The sequence below is a fragment of the Paractinoplanes lichenicola genome (assembly GCF_016785085.1).
Classification (GTDB): Bacteria; Actinomycetota; Actinomycetes; order Mycobacteriales; family Micromonosporaceae; genus Actinoplanes; species Actinoplanes lichenicola.
This window is the reverse complement of record NZ_JAENHO010000003.1, coordinates 792,910-815,631: the sequence shown is the minus strand read 5'-3', so window position 1 is coordinate 815,631 and position 22,722 is coordinate 792,910. Positions and strand designations below refer to the sequence as shown.

Below are 22,722 nucleotides of genomic sequence, written 5' to 3'. Positions count from 1 at the left end.
CTCAGGTGCGGTGCGTCTCCAGGTAGGCCTCGATGCGCTCGGCGGGCGCCGGGCGGCCCACCGCGAAGCCCTGGCCGTAGAGACAGCCGGCCTGCGCCGCCCGCTCGATCTGCTCCTCGGACTCCAGGCCCTTGGCGACGATCTCGAGACCCAGCCGGCGGCCCAGGCTGACCACGACGTCGATCACCGCGGGGCCGTTGCCCGCCGCCTCGGAGGTGGCGCCGGCCAGCGACGCGTGCAGCTTGAGCATGTCGACCGGCAGGCGGCGCAGGTGGGACAGCGAGGCCTGCCCGGCGCCGAAGTCGTCGAGCGCGGCCCGCACGCCCAGCTTGCGCAGCCCGGCCAGCGAGGCCACGATCGCCGGCACGTCCTCGGCGATCCAGGCCTCGGCCACCTCGACCACCAGGCGCTCGGGGGCCACGCCGTACCGCTTCAGGGTCGCCGCCACCCGGTCGGGGAACCGGGCCGTGAGCAGCTCACGCGGCGAGACGTTGACCGACAGCCAGAAGCCGTTGTCGCCGCCCGCCCAGCCGGACAGCCGCTTGCAGGCGGTGTCGAGCACCCACTCGTCGAGCTCGGCCGAGATGCCCACGGCGCGGGCGATCGGCAGCAGCTCGTGCGGCAGGATCGTGCCCAGCTGCGGATGCCGCCAGCGCAGCAGCGTCTCGACGCCGACGGGCTGCTGGTCGCGCAGGTCGACCACCGGCTGGAAGACCAGGTCGAGCTCGCCCCGCTCGGCCGCGCCGAGCACCTCGCGCTCGAGGTCCATCCGGCGGTTCAGCTTCATCTCGACGTCGGGGTCGTACCACTCGACGCGGTCGAGCCCGAGCTGGCGGGCGCGCTTGCGGGCCAGGTCGGCGTGGCGCAGCACCTCGTCGGAGTCGCTGCCGCCGGCCAGTTCGGCCAGGCCGATGCTGGTGTGCAGCTCGACGATCGTGCCGGGCAGCTGGTGCGGCTCGGCCAGCACGGTCGCGATGCGCGTGGCCAGCGCGTACGCCAGCACGGCGCCGTCGGCGGTCAGCACGGCGAACTCGTCGCCGCCGAGCCGGGCCGGCACGTCCTCGGCGGCGAGCAGGCCGCGGATCCGCCGGCCCACCTCGATCAGCACGGCGTCGCCGGTCGCGCGGCCCCGGCTGTCGTTGATCTCGGCCAGGCCGTGCAGGTCGATCACCAGCAGCGTGCCCGGCCGGCCCGCCCGGCGCCGGTGGGCCAGCAGGTCGCGCATCAGCGCCCGCCGGTTGGCCAGCCCGGTGAGCTGGTCGGTGTACGAGAGTTTGTGCAGCGTGCGCTCGAGGTGCCGGCGCTCGCCGATGTCGCGCACGTGCACCACCAGCGCCGCCACCTCGGGCACCCCGCGCTGGTCGGAGATCGTCGACTCGGTGTCGCGCCACCACCCGGCGCCGTCCCGCATCCGGGCCGTGACCAGCGCGGGCGGCCCGTCCGTGGGCTCACCGGCCAGCACCGAGTCGATGATCTCCTGCGCGGTCTCGGCGTCGTCGGCGTGGATCAGATCGCGGAACGTGCGGCCGACGACCTCGTCGTCGTCCAGCCCGAACAGGCGGGACGCGGCCGGCGACTGCCACGTGATCCGCAGATTTTCGTCGAGCACCAGGGTGAGGTCGGTGGCCCCGGCGACCAGGGAGCGGAAGTGCGCCTCGGCCGTCAGCAGCTGGCTCGCGTACCGCCGGATGTCGTGCACCACGAGCAGCTCGCGCATCGCCAGCACGGCGACCATGGCGATGCCGAGGATGATGCTGGTCGAGTCGAACTGGCGGGCCACGATCAGATGCCAGACCGCGGCCAGCACGCCGACCGCGGCCGGCACGGCCAGCAACGGATAACTGGCCAGATATTGATCCGGGTTGCGCGGCTCGAGCGGCGGCGCCGGCAGGTCCCGGCGGGAGCCGCCCTCGGCGGTCAGGGCCAGGCCGGCCACGATCGGCAGCCCGGTCGCGACCAGCAGCGGGCCGCCGGCCCCGGCCGCGAGCATCGTCGTGACGGCGGCGAGGCCGCAGAGCACGAGGATCGCCCCGATGCCGCAACGCACCGCCGGGCGCCGGGCCGGCCAGCCGCGCAGCATGGCGACCAGCACGATCGCGATGCCGGTGGCGCCGATCAGGGTCACCGGCAGGCCGCCGGGGTGTTCCGCCTCTTCCGGGGTGAGCAGATAGCCCGCGAAGGCCAGGCTGACGCCCAGTCCGAGGCCGTCGAAGGCCCGCCGGGAGTGCACGATCCAGCCCTTGCCCGAGCCGGGCAGCAGCAGGGTGCCGACCGCGAAGCAGGCCGCGGCCAGGCCGAAGGCGACGGTCACCCAGATTGTCGCGCCCGGCGGCGACAGCAGCGTGACCAGCACGGCCAGCGCGGTGGCGAGCGCACCCAGGCCGACGAAGCCGGCACCACGGCAGGCCACGAACGAGCGGTCGGCGTGGTGGATCGAGAGCGCGGCCCGCACGAGCAGGGCGGACGCCCAGAGGGCACAGCCGCCGGCCCCGAGGGCCAGGGCGAGCTCGGGCGCGACGACCCCGGTCAGGCCGGTCAGCAGCACGATCGCCGCGGCCGCGGGCACGGCCGACAGCCACACCCGGCCACGAGGCCGGGCGGTGCGCGGGGGGAGCGGCACTGCCACGTCGACGGATCCTCGGCGTCTCGTCAAACAAGGGGGACAGAGGGAGCTGCACCGGACAACGAACGTCCCTCGAACAGGTTACGGCCGCGTGTTGGACCTTCGCACGTCCAGATCGTCGGCTACGGACAACCGTCGCCGGAAACGGAGCCGCCGGCCACCGACGGCAGCACCTGGATCTCCGAGGCGCCGCCGACCGGGGTGTCGAGGCCGGCCACCCGCCGGGCGTCCTCGCCGTCCACATAGACGTTCACGTAACGCCGGACGGCACCCTGCTCGTCGCGGATGCGCCGGGCCAGCCGCGGCCACCGCTCGCCGACCTCGGCCAGCACCGCGCCGAGGGTGCCGGCGGCGGCGATCTCGAGCCGCGACTCGCCGCCCGCCTCGGCCCGCAGCACGCCCGGCACCAGCAGCACCGGCATCAGGCGGTCACCGCCCGCACGCTGAGCACGTCGGGCAGATGCGACACCACGGTCGCCCAGCTCTCCCCCTCGTCGTTGGTGGCGAACACCTCCCCGCATCTCGTGCCGAAGTAGACGCCCACCGGGTCGTGCTCGTCGGTGCACATCGCGTCGCGCAGCACGACCGGGTAATACGGGCCCGGGGGCAGGCCACGCTGCTGCGGCTCCCACTTCTCGCCCGCGTCGGTCGACCGATAGACCCGGCACAACAGGTCGGTGGGGTGGCGCTCGCCGTCCGCGGTGAGCGGGAAGTTCCAGATCGTGCCCGGCCGGCGCGGGTGGGCGACCATCGGGAAGCCGAAGTCGGACGGCAGGGTGTCCGCGATCGACTGCCAGCTGTCGCCGCCGTCGGCCGAGCGGTAGACCCCGTGGTGATTCTGCGCGTACAGCCGCTCCGGATCGCCGGCGTCGCGGGCGACGCGGTGCACGCACTGACCGAACTCGGGCCACGGGTCCGGGAAGAAGTACGCCTTGATCCCCTTGTTGGCCGGGGCCCAGCTCGCGCCGCCGTCGGCCGAGCGGTAGACCCCGCCCGTCGACATGGCCACCAGCAGCCGGGACGGGTCGCCGGGGTGCGGCAGGATCGTGTGGATCGCCTGGCCGCCGAACCCGGCCCCCCACTGCGGGCGGTGCGGGTGGTCCCACAGGCCGCGGACCAGCTCGAACGACTCCCCGCCGTCGGTCGAGCGGAACAGCGCGGAAGGCTGCGAGCCCGCGTAGACCACGCCGGGCTCGTCGGGATGGCCGGGCACGATCTGCCAGACGCGCTCGACCGCGACCCCCGCGTCCGCCGGAAAGGCGATGGGGGCGGTCTCGGGCTCGTGCCAAGTCGCGCCGAGGTCGTCGCTGACGGCCACGCTCGGGCCGAAATGGGAGTTGTCGACGGCGGCCAGCAGCCGGGGCCGCGCGCCGCGGGTGTCGACGCCGACGGTGTAGACCGCCGTGCCGGGGAAGTGGGCCGGACCGACGCGCCAGGTCCGCCGGTCGTCGTCGCTCGAGGCCAGGAACAGGCCTTTCTGTGTGCCGATCGCGAGCAGGACAGTCATGCGCACGATTATCCGGCCCGGGACCGGCGAAAGCACCGCACACCGTGGGTGGGAGGATGAAGTCGTGAGTTCCAAGCCCCTGCTGCGCGTCCGCAAGACCGGCGCCCTGATGGTCGCCGCCGTGATCGCGTTCGTCTGCGCCATCCCCCTGGCCGGCGCGATGTGGCAGCTCACTCCGGTTCTGCTGATCCCGACCGCGATCTTCGTCTGGGCCTGGCGGGCCGGCACCGACGTCTACGCCGACGAGTTGCGGGTGCGCGCCCTCGTCGGCAGCACCAAGGTGCCTTGGCAGCGCGTCAACGAGCTGGCCCCCGACCGCAGCGGGCAGATCTCCGCACTGCTCGACAACGGCAAGGTCATCCGGCTCACCGGGGTCACGCCCGACAACCTGCCCCGGGTTCTGGCCGCAGGTCAGCAACAGATCGGCCACTCCGAGTAGCTTCCCAGCCGGCCTCGCTACCCTGGGGTGCGTCGAACCCTCGAGGAGGTCGAGTGATCGTGCGTTCCCGTCGGGCCCGCGCCGTCTCGGTGACGCTCGCCGCCGTGCTGGGGCTCGCCTCGGCCTGCAGCTTCGGGCCGCCCGATCCCGATCAGCAGGGCGCGCCGCCCAACCTGCCCAAGCCGTCGGCCGACGCCTCCGACGAGGCGCAGAGCCCCAGCGGCGGCAGCCAGGAGGTCGCGGTCACCGTGCTGGCCAAGGGGCTCGACGTGCCCTGGGGCATGGCCTTCCTGCCCGACGGGTCGGCGCTGGTGACCGAGCGTGACACCGCCCGCATCCTCAAGGTCGGCCCCGAGTCCGACGCCGAGGGCCTGACGGTCACCGAGGCTCAGCGGCTCGCCGACGTGCGCGCCACCGGCGACGGAGGCCTGCTGGGCATCGCGATCTCGCCGAAGTACGAGACCGACAAGACGGTGTACGTCTACTACTCCACCGCCAAGGACAACCGGGTCGGCAAGCTGGTGCTCGGCGGGAAGCTGACGCCCATCCTGACCGGCATCCCCCGCTCGACCGGCGTCAACGGCGGCGCGCTGGCCTTCGGCCCCGACGGCCAGCTCTACGCGGGCACCGGCGACGGCACGCCGACCGGCACGCAGGCGCAGAATCCGAAGAGCCTCGGCGGCAAGATCCTGCGGATGACCACGGCCGGCAAGCCCGCTCCCGGCAACCCGGCGAAGGACAGCCTGGTCTGGAGCTCGGGCCATCACAACGTGCAGGGCCTGGCCTGGGACAAGACCAAGCGCCTGTACGCGAGTGACAGCGGCCAGAAGAAGTCGGGCGAGCTCAACGTGATCGCCAAGGGCAAGAACTACGGCTGGCCCAAGGCCGACGGCCCCGGCAGCGACACCAAGCTGACCAACCCGATGTTCAGCTGGCCGGTGAAGGACTCCGACTGCTCGGGGGTCGCCGTGCTCGAGCAGATGGTCGCCACCGCCTGCCTGCAGGGCAAGCGCGTCTATCTGCTCAACGTGACCGAGAACGGCACCGTGCTGGGCACGCCGCAGGAGGCGCTCGTCGGCGAGTACGGCCGGCTGCGCAGCATCGTCGCCGCGCCCGACGGCTCGCTCTGGGCCGGCACGTCGAACCAGGAGCAGGCGGGCACCCCCGGCCCCGACGACGACCGGATCGTTCGGCTGGTCTTCTCGGACGGTGGCGCCGGCCGCAGCTGACCATGCCACGGTGGTGGGGAGCACGGTTTGACGGGCGAAGGGGCGGGGCAGGTGAGCCGACGATGATCGAGCAGACTCCGCCCCGGCGCCTCTTGTCGGTGGTCCGCCGATTCCCGTCCGCGTGGCGGAGGGTCAGGCGCAGCCCGTGGACCAGGCGGGTGCGGGTCGCGGCCATGATCGCCGTGATCAGCGTGGGCGGCGCCGTCATCGGCACGATGCTGTTCGCGCACGCCAACGTCAACGTGGGGCCGTTCCGCGCCGAGATGTCGATCAACCCGTCGGTCCTGGGCGGCACCGAGGTCGACCTGCCGCCGCTCGGCTCGCTGCACCTCGACAGCCACGACGGCCCGATCCATCTCAAGGTCAACCTGGCCGCGCTCGACCAGAACCGCACCGAGGCCCTGATCGACGACCCGGCCACGATCAGCCGGGCCGGCGAAAACGCGGTCTCCGACGTGCGCGACGGCGTGATCCGCCTGGGCGTGCGCACGCTGGGCATCGCTGTGCTCAGCGCCCTGATCCTGAGCGCGCTGATCTTCCGGAACGTCCGCCGGGTCGCCGCCTCGGGGGTGACCGCCCTGCTGGTCACCGGGGGCAGCCTCGGCCTGGCCGCGAGCACCCTGCGGCCCGACTCGATCGCCGAGCCGCGCTACGAGGGGTTGCTGGTCAACGCGCCCGCCGTGGTCGGTGACGCGCGCCGGATCGCCGACAACTACGGCAAGTACGCCGACCAGCTCAACCAGATCGTCAGCAACGTGAGCCGGCTCTACACGACCGTGTCGTCGCTGCCCGTCTACGAGCCCGCGGAAAACACGACCCGCCTCCTGCACGTCTCCGACCTGCACCTCAGCCCCCAGGCGTACGGGCTGATCCGGACGGTGGTGCAGACGTTCGACATCGACGCCGTCATCGACACGGGCGACCTGGTCGACTGGGGCAGCACGGCCGAGACCGGGTACGCGTCGTCGATCCCGTCGGTCGGGGTGCCGTACATCTGGGTTCGCGGCAACCACGACTCGGCGTCGATCCAGACCGCCGTGGCCCGTCAGCGCAACGCGACCGTGCTCGACAACAAGATCACCACGGTGGCCGGCCTGACCATCGGTGGCATCGGGGACCCGGAGTTCACCCCCGACAAGAGCGAGACCCCGCCCGCCGAGAACGCGGACGATCCGACCCAGTCGCCGCTGCTGCGGGCCGGGTCGCAGCTGGCCGACACCATCCGGGCCTCGGACAAGCCGGTCGACATCGCGCTCGTGCACGACCCGGCGATGGCGCCGCCGCTGTCGGGGGTGGTGCCGCTCGTGCTCTCCGGGCACCGGCACCAGCGCTCGGTCGAGCTGCTGCCGGCCCCCACGCTGGAACCGTCGGCGTCGCCCGCCCCCGCGGCCTCCGGAACCGACGGGACCCCGCTGGCCACCCGGCTCATGATCGAGGGCTCGACGGGCGGGGCCGGGCTGCGCGGGCTCGAGAAGGAGGAGCCGACGCCGCTGAGCCTGTCGGTGCTCTACTTCGACGAGAACAGGCAGCTCAAGGCCTACGACGACATCAGGCTGGGCGGCACCGGCCAATCCAACGTGGAGATGCAGCGCAACGTGGTCGGCGCGGACGCCGAGGAGACGCCCGCACCGTCGCTGTCGCCGACCCCCTAGCCGGTTTTCTCAGCTGGCGCCGAGGCGCTCCAGGATCAGATCGCGGACCGTCTTGGCGTCGGCCTGGCCGCGCGTGGTCTTCATGACCGCGCCGACCAGCGCGCCCGCCGCGGCCACCTTGCCGTCGCGGACCTTGGCCGCGATGTCGGGGTTGGCGGCGATCGCCTCGTCGACGGCCTTGGTCAGCGCGCCCGTGTCGGAGACGACCCCGAGACCGCGGGCGGCCATCACAGCGGCCGGGTCGCCCTCGCCCTCGACGACGCCCTCGAGCACCTGACGGGCCAGCTTGTCGTTGAGCTTGCCCTCGTCGACCAGCTTCTGCAGCGCGGCGACCTGGGCCGGGGTGGCCCCGACGGCGGCCAGCTCGACGCCTGTCTCGTTGGCCCGGCGGGCCAGCTCGCCCATCCACCACTTGCGCGCGCCCGCGGGCGAGGCCCCGGCCGCGATGGTCTCCTCGATCAGCTCGACCGCGCCCGCGTTGGCCACCGACTCCATGTCGGTCGCGCTGATGCCCCAATCCTCGCGGAGGCGGGCCCGCTTGCTGCTCGGCTTCTCGGGCAGGGCGGCCTTGAGCTCGGCCACCCACGCCTTGTCGGGCGCGATCGGCACGAGGTCGGGCTCGGGGAAGTAGCGATAGTCGGTCGCCGTCTCCTTGGAGCGGCCGGAGCGGGTGTCGCCCGTCGTCTCCTGGAAGTGGCGGGTCTCCTGGAAGATGCGGGTGCCCACGTCGAGCAGGCTGGTCTGCCGGATGATCTCGGAACGGACCGCGCGCTCGACCGAGCGCAGCGAGTTCACGTTCTTGGTCTCCGTGCGGGTGCCCCACTCCTCGCCCGGCTTGTTGAGCGAGGTGTTGACGTCGCAGCGCAGCGAGCCCTGCTCCATCCGCACGTCGGAGACGCCGAGCGAGCGGATGATGTCGCGCAGCTCGGCCACGTAGGCCTTCGCGACCTCGGGGGCCAGCGCGCCCAGGCCCGGCACCGGCTTGGTCACGATCTCGACGAGCGGGATGCCGGCCCGGTTGTAGTCGACCAGCGACTCGGTGGCGCCGTGGATGCGGCCGGTCGCGCCGCCCACGTGCAGGCTCTTGCCGGTGTCCTCCTCGAGGTGCACCCGCTCGATGCCGATCCGGTATTGCTTGCCGTCGACCTCGACATCGACGTAGCCGTCGACGCACAGGGGCTCGTCGTACTGCGAGGTCTGGAAGTTCTTCGGCATGTCGGGATAGAAGTAGTTCTTCCGCGCCATGCGGCACCACTCGGCGATGTCACAGTTCAGCGCGAGGCCGATGCGGATCGTGGCCTCGATGCCCGCGCGGTTGGCCACCGGCAGCGCGCCCGGCAGGCCCAGGCAGACCGGGCAGACCTGCGTGTTCGGCTCGGCGCCGAAATCCGTGCGGCAGCCGCAGAACATCTTGGTGGCCGTGCCCAGCTCGACGTGGGTCTCGAGCCCGATGACCGGCTCGTAACGCGAGACAGCGTCCTCGTAGGTGGGCAGCGCGGTGGTGGTCATGCGAACAAGACTAGTGGGCCGGTCCGACAGAATTTCCGTGACCCGGGAGGTGCACCGGACGGGTACCGTCCCGCGCATGCGCCGCGCTCCCCTCGCCGCAGCAATGCTCCTCCTTCTCGCGGCCTGTGACGCCCCTGCCCCGGCTCCGACTCCGGCTCCCACCACGCCTTCGGTCGAGCACGTGGCCGGCCTCTCCGAGCCGCTGGCTGATCCGCTCTATCCGCAGCACGGCAATCCCGGGCTCGACGTCCTGCACTACGACCTCGACCTCACCTGGCAGCCCAAGACCCTTTCCGGTACGGCGACCCTGCTCATTCGGCCCACGGCGGACGCCCGCGAGATCAAGCTCGACTTCAAGCCGTACGGGCTGGGCCAGGTCACCGTGGACGGCGCGAACGTCCCGGCCGCCGTACGGGGAGAGAAGTTGATCGTGTCGGCCCCCGCGCGCAAGGACCGGCAGCTGACGCTCGCGGTGCCCTATCGCGGCACGCCGTCGACGACCCCGATGCCGTCGAACCGCAACGACGCCGAGCCGCTCGGCCTCACCGTGTCACCGGAGGGCGGGCTGTGGACGATGCAGGAGCCGTACGGGGCCTTCACCTGGTATCCGGCCAACGACCATCCCTCCGACGAGGCGCTCTACGACATCGCCGTCACCGTGCCCGACGGCTGGTCGGCGATCGCCGGCGGCACACCCGCGGGCAGTACGGGCTCGACGTTCCGCTACCGCAGCACCGACCCGATGGCGACCTACCTGCAGACCCTCGCCGTGGGCCGCTACAAGGAAATCACCGCGAGCGGGCCGCGTGGGCTGCCGCTGAGCTACTGGTATCGCCCCGGCCTCGACGAACGCCTGGTCCCGTCGCTGCGGAAGTCCCCCGAGTTCCTGACCTTCCTGGAGAAGCGCTTCGGACCGTACCCGTTTCCGAGCGGCGGCATCGTGGTCGTCGACTCCCGCTCGGGCATGGAGACTCAGCAGATGGTCACGATCGGCGGCCGGATCCCGCACTTCTACCCGGGCCCGTTCGAGGAGGATCTGCTGCACGAATACGCCCACCACTGGTTCGGCGACTCGATCACGCCGACGACCTGGCGGGACCTGTGGCTGAGCGAGGGCTGGGCCACCTACGCCCAGCTGCTGTGGAAACAGGAACGGCACTCCATGTCGGACGCCGACCTCGAAAGCGTGCTGCGCAGCCGCGACGCCGGCCTGCGCAAACAGCTCGGCCCGCCCGGGAAGCCGCAGGCCGGGCACTTCGCCGAGAGCAACGTCTACTACTGCCCGGCGGCCATGCTCAAGGAACTGAACGACGCCCTGGGCGACCAGCGCTTCTTCGCGCTGGCCACCGCCTGGGTGCAAACTCAGCGAAACACCCAGCAGGACCGGGCGTCGTTCATCACGTTCGTCAACAAACACACGGGCCGGAACTTCACCAGCCTGATCAACACCTGGCTGGACTCCCCGACCACACCTGCCTAGAGCGTGGGGGGCGTCAGCGAGCCGACCGCCGACTCGAGGGCGGCGGCGACCCGATACATGCGGTCGTCGGCCATCGTGGGGGCCATTACCTGGAAGCCGACCGGCAGACCCTCCGAGAGCCCGCACGGCACCGAGATCGCGGGGCCGCCGTACAGGTTGGTGGGGATCGTGAAGAGGTCGGCCAGATACATCTGATACGGGTCGCTCGTGCGCGAGCCGAACGGGAAGGCGACGAACGGGGTGGTCGGCGAGACCAGCACGTCGACGTTATTCCAGGCCGCCTCGAAGTCCCGCGTGATCAGGGTGCGGACCTTCTGCGCCTGGCCGTAGTAGGCGTCGTAGTAGCCGCTGGACAGCGCGTACGTCCCGAGGATGATGCGCCGCTTGACCTCGGGGCCGAAGCCGGCGTCGCGGGTCAGCGACATGACCTCCTCGAGCGAGCGGCTGCCGTCGTCGCCCGTACGCAGGCCGTAGCGCACGCCGTCGAAGCGGGCCAGGTTGGACGAGGCCTCGCTCGGGGCGATCAGGTAGTAAGCCGGCAGCGCGTACTGGAAGTGGGGGCAGGAGACCTCGACGATCTCGGCGCCCAGCTTGACCAGGGCCTCGAGCGACTCGTGGAACGCGCTGAGCACGCCCGGCTCGGAGCCGTCGCCCGCGAACTCCTTGACCACGCCGAGCTTGACGCCGCTCAGGTCACCCGAGGCGCCCAGGCGGGCCGCGCCGACCACGTCGGGCACGGGCTGCGGGATCGAGGTGGAGTCGCGCGGGTCGTGGCCGGCGATCACCGAGTGCAGCAGCGCCGCGTCCTCGACCGTACGGGCGCAGGGGCCGGGGGTGTCGAGCGAGCTGGAGAACGCGATCAGGCCGTAGCGCGAGGTGCCACCGTACGTCGGTTTGGCGCCGACCGTGCCGGTGACCGCGCCGGGCTGCCGGATCGAGCCGCCCGTGTCGGTGCCGATGGCCAGCGGAGCCTCGTACGCCGCCACGGCCGCGGCACTGCCACCGCCGGAGCCACCCGGGATGCGGCCGAGATCCCACGGGTTGTTGGTGGGCCCGTACGCCGAGTATTCGGTGGAGGAGCCCATCGCGAACTCGTCCATGTTGGTCTTGCCGAGCATCACCGTGCCGGCCGCGCGCAGCCGCTCGACGATCGTCGCGTCGTACGGCGGGCGCCAGCCCTCGAGGATCTTGGAGGCGGCCGTGGTGGGCACGCCCTTGGTGGTGATGACGTCCTTGACGGCCACCGGCACGCCGGCCAGCGGGCCCGTCTTGGCACCCGCGTCGACCTCGGCCGCGGCGGCGAGCGCGCCCTCGCGGTCGACGTGCAGGAACGCGTGCACCCGCTCGTCGACGGCATCGATGCGGTCGAGGTGGGCGGTGGCGACCTCGACGGCCGAGGCCTCCTTGGTGGCGATCGCCTTGGCGAGCTGGGCCGCCGACATCTTGGTCAGGTCAGACACGGCGGTCAGTCCTCCTCAGCCAGAATCTGCGGCACCCGGAAACGGCCCTCGTACGCGTCGGGGGCGCCGGACAGCGCCTCCTCCTGCGTGAGGCACGGGACCGGCACGTCGTCGCGATACACGTTGGTCAGCGGCACGGAGTGCGACGTCGGCGGGATGTCGTCGGCGGCCACGTCACCGATCCGGGCCACGGACTGCAGGATCACGTCGAGCTGGCCCGCGAACCGATCCAGTTCCTCCTCGGTCACGGCGAGCCGCGACAGGCGCGCGAGGTGCGCAACCTCTTCGCGGGAGATGGCGGCCATCCTGCCCTACTTTCTGTCAAAGCTGTCGCTGACCGTACGAGTCTATTTCGCCCGCGGTTCCGCCTGGCGGCCGGGACGGGCCTTGCTGGCAGCGTCGCTCGGACCTTGCCGGAAGCGTCGCTCGGAAGAGGTAATTTGGGGTTATTGAGCGTTTGGCCGCTCATGCCGATTTGATAACGGGAAAGGCGATTAGCGGTTAATCGCCCATGTGGATCTATCGTGGGAACGATCGGTGCTCGAGGCCACGGTGGAGGTCGTATGGACGCGGCGTACGACGGGGGTTACGACGACGTCGTACAGCGGCGGCCGGCCTCCTCCGGCGGTGCGCCACCGGAACGGGCCCGGCGCCGGCGTGCGCTGGTGGTCACCGGCCTGCTCGTGGCGGCCGTCGACGCCGGACTGTGGGCGCTCGACCGGCCGCACTTCGAGGCGCTGCCCGCCGCGTACTGGCTGATGGGCTTCCTGGCCGTGATCGTCGACGCCCGGCCGTACGTGGTGGCCAACCGGCGGGCCAGCGAGGTGATCCTGCCGTCCATCTGCTTCACCTTCGCCATCGCGCTGGCCTGGGGTTACGGCCCCGCGCTGGCCGTCCAGCTGGTCTCGGTCACCGTGGCCGGCTTCCGGATGCGGCACACCGCGCAGCGGATCCTGCACCTGGCCGTGCAGCACGCCGTCGCGCTGGGGGCGGCCTGCCTGGTCGTGGCGCTGGTCTCGCTGCGCATCGGCCCCGGGCCGGACTGGGGCGACGCGCTGCTGACGGTGGCCGCGGCCAGCGCCTGGATCGTCGCCCGTTACGGGCTGGCCGCGCTCGTCGCCCGGTCGATGGCCGACCGGCCGGGACAGCTCCAGCGGCTGCGCCGGCTGCGCCGCTTCGGGGTCGAACTGCTCGCCACGGCCGCGCTGCTGCTGCTCGGGCCGGTGGTGCTGGCGACCGCGCAGGTCGGGCTGGCCTTCGTGCCGCTCGTGCTGCTCGCCCTGCACGCCGTGCACCGGATGGTCCGCTCGGCCGGCGAGTTCGAGCGGGCGGCCCGGGTCGACGCGCTGACCGGGCTGCCGAACCGGCCCGCGCTGCACGCGGCGGTGCTGTCGCAGCCGAAGGGGCGGCGGCTGGCGCTGCTGCTGCTCGACCTCGACCGCTTCCGTACGGTCAACGACGCCCTCGGCCACGGCGTCGGCGACCGGCTGCTGGCCGAAGTGGGGCGGCGGCTGTCCGACGTGGTGCCCGCGCACGACCTGGTGGTGCGGCTCGGCGGCGACGAGTTCGCGGTGCTGGCCACCCGGGTCGACGGGCCGCCGGCCGCTTGCCGCATCGCCGAGCACCTGGCCGAGGCGCTCAACCGGCCGTTCGCGCTGGACGGCACGCCGCTCGACGTGACGGCCTCGATCGGGATCGCGCTGCAGCGAGAACCCGGCGGCGACGGCGCGACGCTGCTGCGCGAGGCCGAGGCGGCCATGTACGACGCCAAGCAGCGCGGCGACCAGTACGCGATCTACGGCCCGGACGCGGCCCACCACTCCCCCGACCGGCTGACCCTGCTGGCCGACCTGCGGCACGCGCTGCGCTCCGACGCGCCCGACGACGGGATCGTGCTCTTCTACCAGCCGCAGATCGCCATCGCGACCGGCGAGGTCGTCGGGGTCGAGGCGCTGCTGCGCTGGCGGCACCCGGAGCGCGGGCTGGTCGGGCCGGACGAGCTGATCCGGGTGGCCGAGCCCACGCCCGTGATGCGGCTGCTCACCGGCCGGGTGCTGCACGACGTGGTGGCGCAGCTGGCTTCCTGGCGGGACGCGGGCCGACCGCTGCGGGCGGCGGTCAACGTCAGCGTGCGCGACCTGCACGCGGGCGACATCGCCGATCGGGTCGACGACCTGCTGCGCCGGTACGACATCTCGCCCGACCTGCTCCAGCTGGAGATCACCGAGAGCGCGCTGATGGCCGACCCGCACCGCGTGCTGAGCACGATCACGCGCCTGGACCGGATGGGCATCGCGATCTCGCTCGACGACTTCGGCACGGGGTATTCGTCGCTGCAGCACCTGCGCCGGCTGCCCCTGGCCGAGGTGAAGATCGACCGCTCGTTCGTGCTGGGCATGGCCACCGACCACGGCGACGCCGCGATAGTGCGGTCCGTCATCGACCTGGCCGAGGCGCTGGGGCTGCGAGCCGTGGCCGAGGGCGTGGAGGACGAGCGCACGTGGCGCCTGCTGGCCGAGGCGGGCTGCCACGCGGCCCAGGGCTGGTTCCACGCCCGGCCGATGCCGGCCGCCGACCTGGCCGATTGGCTGGCCCGCTACCGCCCGCTGCGGCCCACCGTGGCGCTGCCTACTCAGTAGCGTCGCCGCCCTTCTTGGCCCCTTTTGCGTCGCCGGCCTTTCCTGCGTCGGCGGCCTCTGGTGCGTCGGCAGCCTTTGATGCGCCGCCGGCCTCTGGTGCGTCGGCGGCCTCTGGTGCGTCGGCTCCGATCTCGGCGACCTCTCGTGCCGCGTCAGGCCCGTCGGCCAGCAGCACGGCGAAGCCCGCCTCGTCGAGCACCGGCACCTTGAGCAACAGCGCCTTGTCGTACTTGCTGCCGGGGTTGTCGCCGACCACCACGAACGCCGTCTTCTTCGAGACCGAGCTGCTCACCTTGCCGCCGCGCGACGTCACGGCCTCGGTCGCCTGATCGCGCGAGTGGGTCGCCAGCGTGCCGGTGACAACCAGCGAGAGGCCCTCGAGCGGGCGCGGGCCCTCGTCGACCCGCTCGTCGGCCATGCGGACGCCGGCCTCGCGCCACTTGCGCACGATGTCGCGATGCCAGTCGACCGCGAACCACTCGCGCAGACTCTCGGCGATGGTCGGGCCGACGCCCTCCACGGTCGACAGGAGATCGGGCTCGGCCTTGCCCTTCTTGGGAGCAGCCGCCTCGGCGCTGAGGTCAGCATCGGCCGTTGCCGCCTCGGGCGTGCCGCTCTCGGCCGTGCCACCCTCAACCGCGCCGCTCTCGGCCGTGCCACCCTCAACCGCGCCGCTCTCGGCCGTGGCCGCGTCGGCTGTGGCCGCTTCGACTGCGGCGGCTTCCTCGGCGCTGCCCGGGGTGGCGGCCACGATCGCCTCGATCGCCTCCATCGAGCCGAACTGCCGGGCCAGCGCCTGCGCCGCGGTCGGCCCGACGTGGCGGATCGACAGCGCCACCAGCACGCGCCAGAGCGGGCGATCCTTGGCCCGCTCCAGGTTTTCCAGCAGCTTCACCGCGTTGGACCCGAGGCTGCCGTCCTGGTTGACGAAGAACGGCGATTGCCGCAGCTGATCCTCGGTCAGCGCGAACAGGTCGCCCTCGTCGGTGATCACACCCGAGTCGAGCAGCGCCTGCCCGGCCTTGTAACCCAGCACCTCGATGTCGAACCCGCCCCGCCCGGCCAGGTGGAACACCCGCTCGCGGAGCTGCGACGGGCACGACCGCGTGTTGGGGCAGCGGATGTCGATGTCGCTCTCTTTGGCCGGCGCCAGCTCGGTGCCGCAGGCCGGGCAGTGCGTCGGCATCACGAACGGGCGCGCGTCCTCGGGGCGCAGGTCGATCACCGGGCCGAGCACCTCGGGAATCACGTCGCCCGCCTTGCGCAGCACGATCGTGTCGCCGATCCAGACGCCCTTGCGCTCGACCTCGCGCGCGTTGTGCAGCGTGGCCAGCGCGACCGTGGACCCGGCCACCTTCACCGGCTCGAGCACGGCGAACGGCGTGACCCGGCCCGTGCGGCCCACGTTCACGTCGATGTCGAGGAGCTTGGTGGTGACCTCCTCAGGCGGATATTTGAAGGCGATGGCCCAGCGCGGCGCCCGCGACGTGGAGCCCAGCCGGCCCTGGATGGCCACCGAGTCGGTCTTGATGACGACGCCGTCGATCTCGTGCTCGACGTCGTGCCGGTGCTCGCCGTAATAGGCGATGTAGTCGCGGATGCCGGCCAGGTCGCCCACCAGCTTCCACCGGTTGCTGGTGGGCAGGCCCCACTCCTGCAAAGCCTCGTACGCATGTGACTGTGACGTGGGGGTGAAGCCGGCGCGCGCGCCGATGCCGTGCACGACCATGCGCAGCCCGCGGGAGGCCGTGATGCGGGGATCCTTCTGCCGCAGGCTGCCCGCGGCGGCATTGCGCGGGTTGGCGAACGGTGCCTTGCCCTGCTCGACCAGCGACGCGTTGAGGTCGGCGAACGCGGAGACCGGGAAGTAGATCTCGCCGCGGACCTCGACCAGGTCGGGCGGGTTGTCGCCGGCCAGCCGCTCGGGGATCTCGCGGATGGTGCGCACGTTGGACGTGACGTCCTCGCCCTCGGTGCCGTCGCCGCGGGTGGCGCCGCGCACGAGCCGGCCCTTCTCATAGGTCAGGTTGATCGCCAGGCCGTCGACCTTGAGCTCGCAGATGAACTCGGCCGGGCCGCCCGCGTCGCGCAGCGTGCGCTCGACCCAGCCGGCCAGCCCCTCGTCGTCGAAGACGTTGTCGAGCGAGAGCATGCGCTCGGCGTGCTTGACGGGGGTGAACAGCGTGGAGAACGTGCCGCCGACATTCTGCGTCGGGGACTCGGGGGTGCGCAGCGCGGGGAACTCGGTCTCGAGCGCCTCGAGCTCGCGCAGCAGCCGGTCGAACTCGGCGTCGGAGATGGTGGGCGAGTCGAGCACGTAATACCGGTATTGGTGACCGCGCAGCTCGTCGCTCAGCTCGGCATGCCGGGCGCTGGCCTCCGGGGTCGGGTCTTGGCCGGCGGCCGCCTCCTGCTCGGCAGTGGGCTGCGCATCCACGATCTCTTCAGACACCGGAACCTCCGCGTTCGAGAACTACCCGGAACGGTAGTCGCCACCCCCGACATTTTCGGTGCTGGGCACGCCTGCGCGGCGGTTGTCCACAGTTCGAAGTTATCCACAGGGGCGGCCGCGAAGATCGGCGAACTTCAGTAAAATCGGCCGTGGCGGTGGCCCCCGGGAGGGTGGGCTACACCGGCGCGACGATCTTGGGGCCGGGGTGGGCTACGCCGGCAGGACGATCTTGGGGCCGGGGTGGGCTCCGCCGGCAGGACGATCTTGAGCGCGGGGCGAGCTACACCGGCGGGTCGCCGGGTCGGGGCATGGCGGCTTCCCGGCGTCGTAATCTTGGCGCCGGGTCAGGGCGGAGTCGCGAGGGCAGCTCGGAGGCCGAGCGTGAACTACACCTCGGAGAGCCGACGCCCCGCCTCGCGGCAGGCGGTCAGTGCCGCTCGGGCATAGCTCGGCGACACCCCCGCCAGCCCGCAAGCAGGCGTGATCACCACCTGGCGCGGCAGCAGGGCCGGCGAGAAGGCGAGCCGCTTCCACAGCGTGCTGACGCGGTCGGCCACCTTCTTGCCGTCGATCCCGCCCGCCGGTGGCGTCGTCGGCGCGGCCCCGGCGAACAGCCCCAGACCGGCTTCGAGCATCTCCCCCAGCGGGTCGAGATCCTTGAGCAGCGACAGGTCAAGAGCCACGGCAGCGGCCCGCGCGTCCCGGAAGACCTGCAGCGGCACGTCGGGCGCACAGCAGTGCGCGATCACCGGCACACCGACGGCCTCGACCACCGTACGCAGGGCGGTTGCCGCGTCAGGACCGGGAACGGCGCGATAAGCCCCTAGCCCGCTCTCCGTCGGCACTCGTCCGGCCAGCACCGTGGGCAGTGACGGCTCGTCGAGCTGGAGCAGGATCTCGGCCCGGGGCAGCCGCTTGCGCACATCCTCCACGTGCCGGCGCAGGCCCTCGGCCAGCGAGTCGGTCAGGTCGCGCACGGCGCCGGCGTCGCGCAGCAGGCGTCCGCCGAGTTGCAGGTCGATCGAGGCGGCCAGCGTCCACGGGCCGGCCGACTGGATCTTCAGCGGGCCGGTGTATTTCTCGCCCTGCTCGGTGAGCTGGTCGAGGTCGCGTTCCAGCAGGTCGGCGGTGACCCGCAGGTCTTTGCCGGGGCGCGGGGCGACCTGCCACCGGCCGGCGTAGAGCTGGACGGGCAGCTCGACCAGGAAACCGGCGCTGCGCCCGATCATGTCGGCTCCGGGGCCGCGGGCGGGCAGCTCGGCCAGGTGCGGCAGCTCGGGCAGCTCGCCGAAGACGATGCGCTGGGCCTCGGCGATGTCGGCGCCGGGCAGCGACCCGACGCCGGTGGCCGACCCGGGCCGCCAGGGAAAATCAGGCACGCGAGGCCACCGGGAGGGCGCTCGACGGGGGGACGGGGGCGGCGGGGGCCGCAGCGGTGATCGTCGCCGAGCCCAGCACCACATCGCCCTCGGGCGAGCGCTGATAGGCCACGATCGCCTGGCCGGCCGCGACACCCCGGGCGGGCGTGTGCAGCCGGGCGGTCAGCGTGTCGCCCTCGATCGTCACCGTGGCCGGATAAACCTCGCCGTGAGCCCGCAGCTGCACGTCGCACTCCAGCGGCGACGCCGCGCCGTGCCAGATGACCTTGGACGCGCTGACCGTGCCGACCTCGAGGTCCTCGCGCGGGCCGACGGTCACGGTGTTGGTGACCGGGGTGATAGAGAGCACGTAGCGCGGCCGCCCGTCGGCCGCCGGCACCCGCAGATCGAGGCCCTTGCGCTGGCCCACCGTGAACCCGTAGGCGCCGTTGTGGCCGCCCAGCCGCTCGCCGGTGCGGCCGTCGACGATGTCGCCGGGGGCGTCGCCCAGCTTGCCCCGCAGGAAGCCCTGGGTGTCGCCGTCGGCGATGAAGCAGATGTCGTGCGAGTCGGGCTTGTCGGCCACGGCCAGCCCGCGCTCGGCCGCCTCCTCGCGCACCTGGGCCTTGGTCGAGTCGCCGAGGGGGAAGACCGCCCGGTCGAGCTGGGCCCGGGTGAGCACGGCCAGCACGTACGACTGGTCCTTGCCCTCGTCGACGCTGCGGCGCAGCAGCCCGTCGGCCCCGAGGCGCGCGTGGTGGCCGGTGACGACGGCGTCGAAGCCGAGCGCGACGGCCCGGTCGAGCACGGCCTCAAACTTGATCTTCTCGTTGCAGCGCAGGCACGGGTTGGGCGTGCGGCCGGCCGAGTATTCCGCCACGAAGTCGTCGACGACGCTGGCCTGGAACTGCTCGGCCATGTCCCACACGTAGAAGGGGATGCCGATCACGTCGGCGGCGCGCCGGGCGTCGCGGGAGTCTTCCAGCGTGCAGCAGCCGCGGGCGCCCGTGCGGTAGGTCTGGGGGTTGCGCGCCAGCGCGAGGTGCACCCCGGTGACGTCGTGGCCGGCGGCGTGGGCGCGCGCGGCGGCGACGGCGGAATCGACCCCGCCCGACATGGCCGCTAGAACTCGCATGGCACCAAGCCTAACGGGGCGTTTTCCAGGCGGTGGCCCGGCGGGCGCGCTCGACGGCGCCGGGCAGGGCGGCCAGCAGCGCGTCCACGTCGTGCGACGTGCTGGTGTGGCCGAGCGTGAAGCGCAGCGAGGAGCGGGCCCGATCCTCGTCGGCGCCCATGGCGAGCAGCACGTGACTGGGCTGGGCGACCCCGGCCGAGCAGGCCGAGCCGGTCGAGCAGCAGACCCCCTGCGCGTCCAGGAGCAGCAGCAACGCGTCGCCCTCACAGCCGGGGAAGCTGAAGTGCGCGTTACCGGCCAGCCGGTCGGCCGGGTCACCGTTGAGGATCGCGTCCGGCACCGCGGCGACGACCCGGCGCACCAGCTCGTCCCGCAAGGAGCCGACCCTTTCCGCGTACGCGGCCTGGCTCTTGACTGTGATCTCGACCGCTGTGGCGAAGGCCGCCACCCCGGCCGTGTCGAGCGTGCCCGACCGCACGTCGCGTTCCTGGCCGCCGCCGTGCAGCAGCGGGGTGCACGCCACGTCCCGCCCGAGCAGCAACGCCCCGACGCCGACCGGGCCGCCGACCTTGTGCCCGGTGACGGTCATGGCCGCGGCGCCGCTGGCGGTGAAGTCGACCGGCACCTGCCCGACGGCTTGCACGGCGTCGGTGTGAAACGGCACACCCGCCTCGGCGGCCAGGCGCGCGAGCTCGGCCACGGGCTGGATCGTGCCGACCTCGTTGTTGGCCCACTGCACGCTGACGACGGCGATCTCTTCCCCGTACGCCGCCAGCAGCTCGGCCAGCGACGCCGGATCGACCCGCCCGGCGCCGTCGACCGGCAGCCAGCTGAGCTGGGCGCCCTCGTGCGTGCCGAGCCACTCGGCGGTGTCCATGACGGCGTGGTGCTCGACGGCCGAGGCGACCACGCGGCTGCGGTTGAGCGAACCGGCCCGCCGGGCCCAGAAGATGCCCTTGACGGCCAGGTTGTCGGCCTCGGTGCCGCCGCTGGTGAAGATCACCTCGGAGGGCCGGGCGCCGAGGACGGCCGCGATGCGCTCGCGCGACTCCTCGACGAGGCGCCGCGCATGCCGCCCGGCCGCGTGCAGGGACGACGGATTGCCGGCCTCGCGGGCCGCCGCAACATATGCCGCCAGCGCCTCGTCGAGCATCGGCGTGGTCGCGGCGTGATCCAAGTAGGCCGTCACGGCCAAAGCTTATGCCTCGCTCCGAGACTACGAACGGCCCGGCGCTAAGCACCGGGCCGCTCGATCGGGACTTACTTGCGCTTGCGGATCTCGTCGGCCGCCTGCGGGACGATCTTGAACAGGTCGCCGACCACGCCGTAGTCGGCCAGCTCGAAGATCGGGGCCTCGGGGTCCTTGTTGACCGCGACGATCGTCTTGCTGGTCTGCATGCCGGCCCGGTGCTGGATCGCGCCGGAGATGCCGAGCGCGACGTACAGCTGCGGGGAGACCGTCTTGCCGGTCTGACCGACCTGGAACTGGTGCGGATAGAAGCCGGAGTCGACGGCCGCGCGGGACGCGCCGACCGCGCCGCCGAGCAGGTCGGCCAGCTCCTCGACCAGCTTGAAGTTGTCGGCGTTGCCCACGCCGCGGCCGCCGGAGACGACAATGCCGGCCTCGGTCAGCTCGGGGCGCGAGCCCTTCTGCTCGACGACCCGCTCGACCACCTTGGTCAGCTTGTCGGCATCGGACACCGCGACGGTGAGCTGCTCGACGGCGGGCGTCGCGGCCGCGGCAACCGGGGTGACCGAGTTGGGGCGGATCGTCACGATCGGCAGGCCCTTGGTGACCTTGGACTTGACGATTCCCGAGCCGGCGAAGACGGCCTGCGTGGCGGTGCCGTCGGCGGCCACCTCGACCGCGTCGGTGAGCAGCCCGTTGTCGAGCTTGACGGCCAGCCGACCGGCGATCTCCTTGCCCTCCTGCGTGGAGGCCAGCAGCACCGCGGCGGGCTGCTTCTCCCGTACGAGGTCGGCCAGCACGGCCGCCTTGGGAGCGACCAGGTAACCGTCCACGTCGTCGCCCGACGCCACGTAGACCTTGGCCGCGCCGTACTCGCCCAGCTTGGCCGTGTCGGCCTCACCGAACACGACGGCGGAGACGTCGCCCAGACCTCGGGCGATGGTCAGCATCTCGAGCGTGACCTTCTTGACGCCGTTCTCGACGACGACCAGTACTTCAGCCATGATTCCCTCTCCCCCGGCTCAGACGAACTTCTCGGTGGCGAGGTACGCGACCAGCTGCGCGCCGCCGTCGCCCTCGTCGGTGACCTTGGTGCCGGCCGAGCGCGGCGGGCGCGGCGCGAACTCGAGCACGGCGCTGGTGGCACCGGCCGCGCCGACCTCGTCGGCAGAGATGCCCAGGTCGGCCAGCGTGAGCGCCTGCACCGGCTTCTTCTTGGCGGCCATGATGCCCTTGAAGGACGGGTAACGCGGCTCGTTGATGGTGTCCCACACGCTGACGACGGCCGGGGTGGCCGCGGTGACGACCTCGTAGCCCTCGTCGGTCTGCCGCTCGACGGTCAGCTGCGAGCCGTCCACGGTGAGCTTGCGCGCGCCGGTCAGCGCGGCGACGCCCAGCCGCTCGGCCAGCATGTGCGGCATGACCTGCACCCGGCCGTCGGTCGACTCGGCGCCGGCGATGATCAGGTCGGCGTTGAGGGTCTTGAGCGCCTCGGCCAGCACCTTGGAGGTGGCGACGGCGCACGAGCCGTGCAGCGCGTCGTCGGAGACGTGCACGGCCTTGTCGGGGCCCATGCTCAGCGCCTTGCGGATGGACTCGGTCGCACCGGCCGGCCCCATCGTCAGGACGGTGACCTCGCCGCCGTGCGCCTCCTTGATCTTCAAGGCTTCCTCGATGGCGTACTCGTCCATCTCGTTGATGACGTTGTTCGCCGACGCGCGCTCGACCGTGTTGTCGGCGCTCAGCGTGCGCTCGGCACCGGAGTCGGGCACCTGCTTGACCAGTACGACGATATTCATCGCGCTCCTACGACCTCCTGTTGTGAACGCACCGTTGCGGCCGGACGCCTCCCGACAGGTTACCCGTCGGTAGCTTAGGCGTCGTCGGCCACGAAGAGTGACTCACCTCACCCGCCCCGACCGCCGAATCGCTACAGTCGGTGTAGGGAGGTGTACGAAATGTCCGGCCTTACCACTCCACTGGCCGACGGGTTGCTTCCGTCCGCCTCACATCGTCTACCACGCGGCCCCGGCATGGTGCTGGAGACCCA

17 protein-coding genes are annotated in these 22,722 nt (G+C 72.2%); 5 read left to right on the top strand and 12 right to left on the bottom strand.

Annotated elements, in window-relative coordinates; all coding sequences use genetic code 11:
• Window position 1: 1 nt before the first annotated feature.
• The 3 genes from JKJ07_RS12945 to JKJ07_RS12935 form a co-directional block, all read right to left on the bottom strand.
• Window positions 2-2,626 (bottom strand): putative bifunctional diguanylate cyclase/phosphodiesterase, encoded by a 2,625-nt coding sequence (locus JKJ07_RS12945; protein ID WP_307834228.1) that lies wholly within the window; start codon window positions 2,624-2,626, stop codon window positions 2-4.
• Window positions 2,627-2,745: 119 nt separating this feature from the next.
• Window positions 2,746-3,045, bottom strand: a complete 300-nt coding sequence (locus JKJ07_RS12940; protein WP_202991686.1) for a MoaD/ThiS family protein — start codon at window positions 3,043-3,045, stop codon at window positions 2,746-2,748.
• On the bottom strand, window positions 3,045-4,130 hold the full coding sequence (locus JKJ07_RS12935; RefSeq protein ID WP_202991685.1) for a WD40/YVTN/BNR-like repeat-containing protein: 1,086 nt from the start codon (window positions 4,128-4,130) through the stop codon (window positions 3,045-3,047). Before JKJ07_RS12935 ends, JKJ07_RS12940 begins: the two co-directional genes overlap by 1 nt.
• Window positions 4,131-4,194: 64 nt before the next feature.
• On the opposite strand from JKJ07_RS12935, the gene JKJ07_RS12930 reads away from it, so the two are divergent.
• The 3 genes from JKJ07_RS12930 to JKJ07_RS12920 all read left to right on the top strand — a co-directional run bounded on the left by JKJ07_RS12930 (window position 4,195) and on the right by JKJ07_RS12920 (window position 7,450).
• Window positions 4,195-4,569 carry a PH domain-containing protein gene (locus JKJ07_RS12930; protein WP_202991684.1) on the top strand — a complete coding sequence of 125 codons (375 nt, stop codon included), beginning with the start codon at window positions 4,195-4,197 and terminating at the stop codon, window positions 4,567-4,569.
• Window positions 4,570-4,622: 53 nt separating this feature from the next.
• Complete coding sequence (locus JKJ07_RS12925; RefSeq protein ID WP_438871394.1) at window positions 4,623-5,798, top strand: PQQ-dependent sugar dehydrogenase; 1,176 nt, start codon at window positions 4,623-4,625, stop codon at window positions 5,796-5,798.
• Window positions 5,799-5,860: 62 nt separating this feature from the next.
• Window positions 5,861-7,450 carry a metallophosphoesterase family protein gene (locus tag JKJ07_RS12920; protein ID WP_202991682.1) on the top strand — a complete coding sequence of 530 codons (1,590 nt, stop codon included), beginning with the start codon at window positions 5,861-5,863 and terminating at the stop codon, window positions 7,448-7,450.
• A gap of 9 nt (window positions 7,451-7,459) precedes the next feature.
• Here JKJ07_RS12920 and gatB read toward each other — a convergent pair whose 3' ends face one another.
• On the bottom strand, window positions 7,460-8,959 hold the full coding sequence (gene gatB, locus JKJ07_RS12915; RefSeq protein WP_202991681.1) for an Asp-tRNA(Asn)/Glu-tRNA(Gln) amidotransferase subunit GatB: 1,500 nt from the start codon (window positions 8,957-8,959) through the stop codon (window positions 7,460-7,462).
• 76 nt (window positions 8,960-9,035) lie between these two features.
• Here gatB and JKJ07_RS12910 point away from each other — a divergent pair, with 76 nt between their 5' ends.
• Complete coding sequence (locus tag JKJ07_RS12910) at window positions 9,036-10,439, top strand: M1 family metallopeptidase (RefSeq protein ID WP_202991680.1); 1,404 nt, start codon at window positions 9,036-9,038, stop codon at window positions 10,437-10,439.
• Here JKJ07_RS12910 and gatA read toward each other — a convergent pair.
• Together gatA and gatC are read right to left on the bottom strand one after the other, a co-directional pair.
• A complete protein-coding gene (gatA, locus tag JKJ07_RS12905) occupies window positions 10,436-11,899 on the bottom strand; it encodes an Asp-tRNA(Asn)/Glu-tRNA(Gln) amidotransferase subunit GatA (RefSeq protein ID WP_202991679.1) in 1,464 nt (487 codons plus the stop codon). The two genes, JKJ07_RS12910 and gatA, sit on opposite strands and share 4 nt — an antisense overlap.
• A 5-nt stretch (window positions 11,900-11,904) precedes the next feature.
• Window positions 11,905-12,204: an Asp-tRNA(Asn)/Glu-tRNA(Gln) amidotransferase subunit GatC gene (gatC, locus tag JKJ07_RS12900; RefSeq protein ID WP_202991678.1), complete on the bottom strand. Its 300-nt coding sequence runs from the start codon at window positions 12,202-12,204 to the stop codon at window positions 11,905-11,907.
• Window positions 12,205-12,462: 258 nt separating this feature from the next.
• Between gatC and JKJ07_RS12895 the strand changes: the two genes are divergently transcribed.
• Window positions 12,463-14,538 carry a putative bifunctional diguanylate cyclase/phosphodiesterase gene (locus tag JKJ07_RS12895; RefSeq protein ID WP_202991677.1) on the top strand — a complete coding sequence of 692 codons (2,076 nt, stop codon included), beginning with the start codon at window positions 12,463-12,465 and terminating at the stop codon, window positions 14,536-14,538.
• On the opposite strand, the gene ligA is transcribed toward JKJ07_RS12895, so the two are convergent.
• From ligA to JKJ07_RS12865, 6 genes are all read right to left on the bottom strand, one after another.
• A complete protein-coding gene (gene ligA, locus JKJ07_RS12890) occupies window positions 14,528-16,975 on the bottom strand; it encodes an NAD-dependent DNA ligase LigA (protein WP_498370751.1) in 2,448 nt (815 codons plus the stop codon). The genes JKJ07_RS12895 and ligA overlap by 11 nt on opposite strands.
• Before the next feature lie 401 nt (window positions 16,976-17,376).
• Complete coding sequence (locus tag JKJ07_RS12885) at window positions 17,377-18,369, bottom strand: methionine synthase (RefSeq protein WP_307834227.1); 993 nt, start codon at window positions 18,367-18,369, stop codon at window positions 17,377-17,379.
• A complete protein-coding gene (gene mnmA / locus JKJ07_RS12880; protein ID WP_202991674.1) occupies window positions 18,362-19,483 on the bottom strand; it encodes a tRNA 2-thiouridine(34) synthase MnmA in 1,122 nt (373 codons plus the stop codon). Before mnmA ends, JKJ07_RS12885 begins: the two co-directional genes overlap by 8 nt.
• Before the next feature lie 10 nt (window positions 19,484-19,493).
• On the bottom strand, window positions 19,494-20,678 hold the full coding sequence (locus JKJ07_RS12875) for a cysteine desulfurase family protein (RefSeq protein ID WP_202991673.1): 1,185 nt from the start codon (window positions 20,676-20,678) through the stop codon (window positions 19,494-19,496).
• A gap of 65 nt (window positions 20,679-20,743) precedes the next feature.
• Complete coding sequence (locus JKJ07_RS12870) at window positions 20,744-21,676, bottom strand: electron transfer flavoprotein subunit alpha/FixB family protein (RefSeq protein ID WP_202991672.1); 933 nt, start codon at window positions 21,674-21,676, stop codon at window positions 20,744-20,746.
• 18 nt (window positions 21,677-21,694) lie between these two features.
• A complete protein-coding gene (locus tag JKJ07_RS12865; RefSeq protein ID WP_202991671.1) occupies window positions 21,695-22,471 on the bottom strand; it encodes an electron transfer flavoprotein subunit beta/FixA family protein in 777 nt (258 codons plus the stop codon).
• Between the last annotated feature and the right edge of the window lie 251 nt (window positions 22,472-22,722).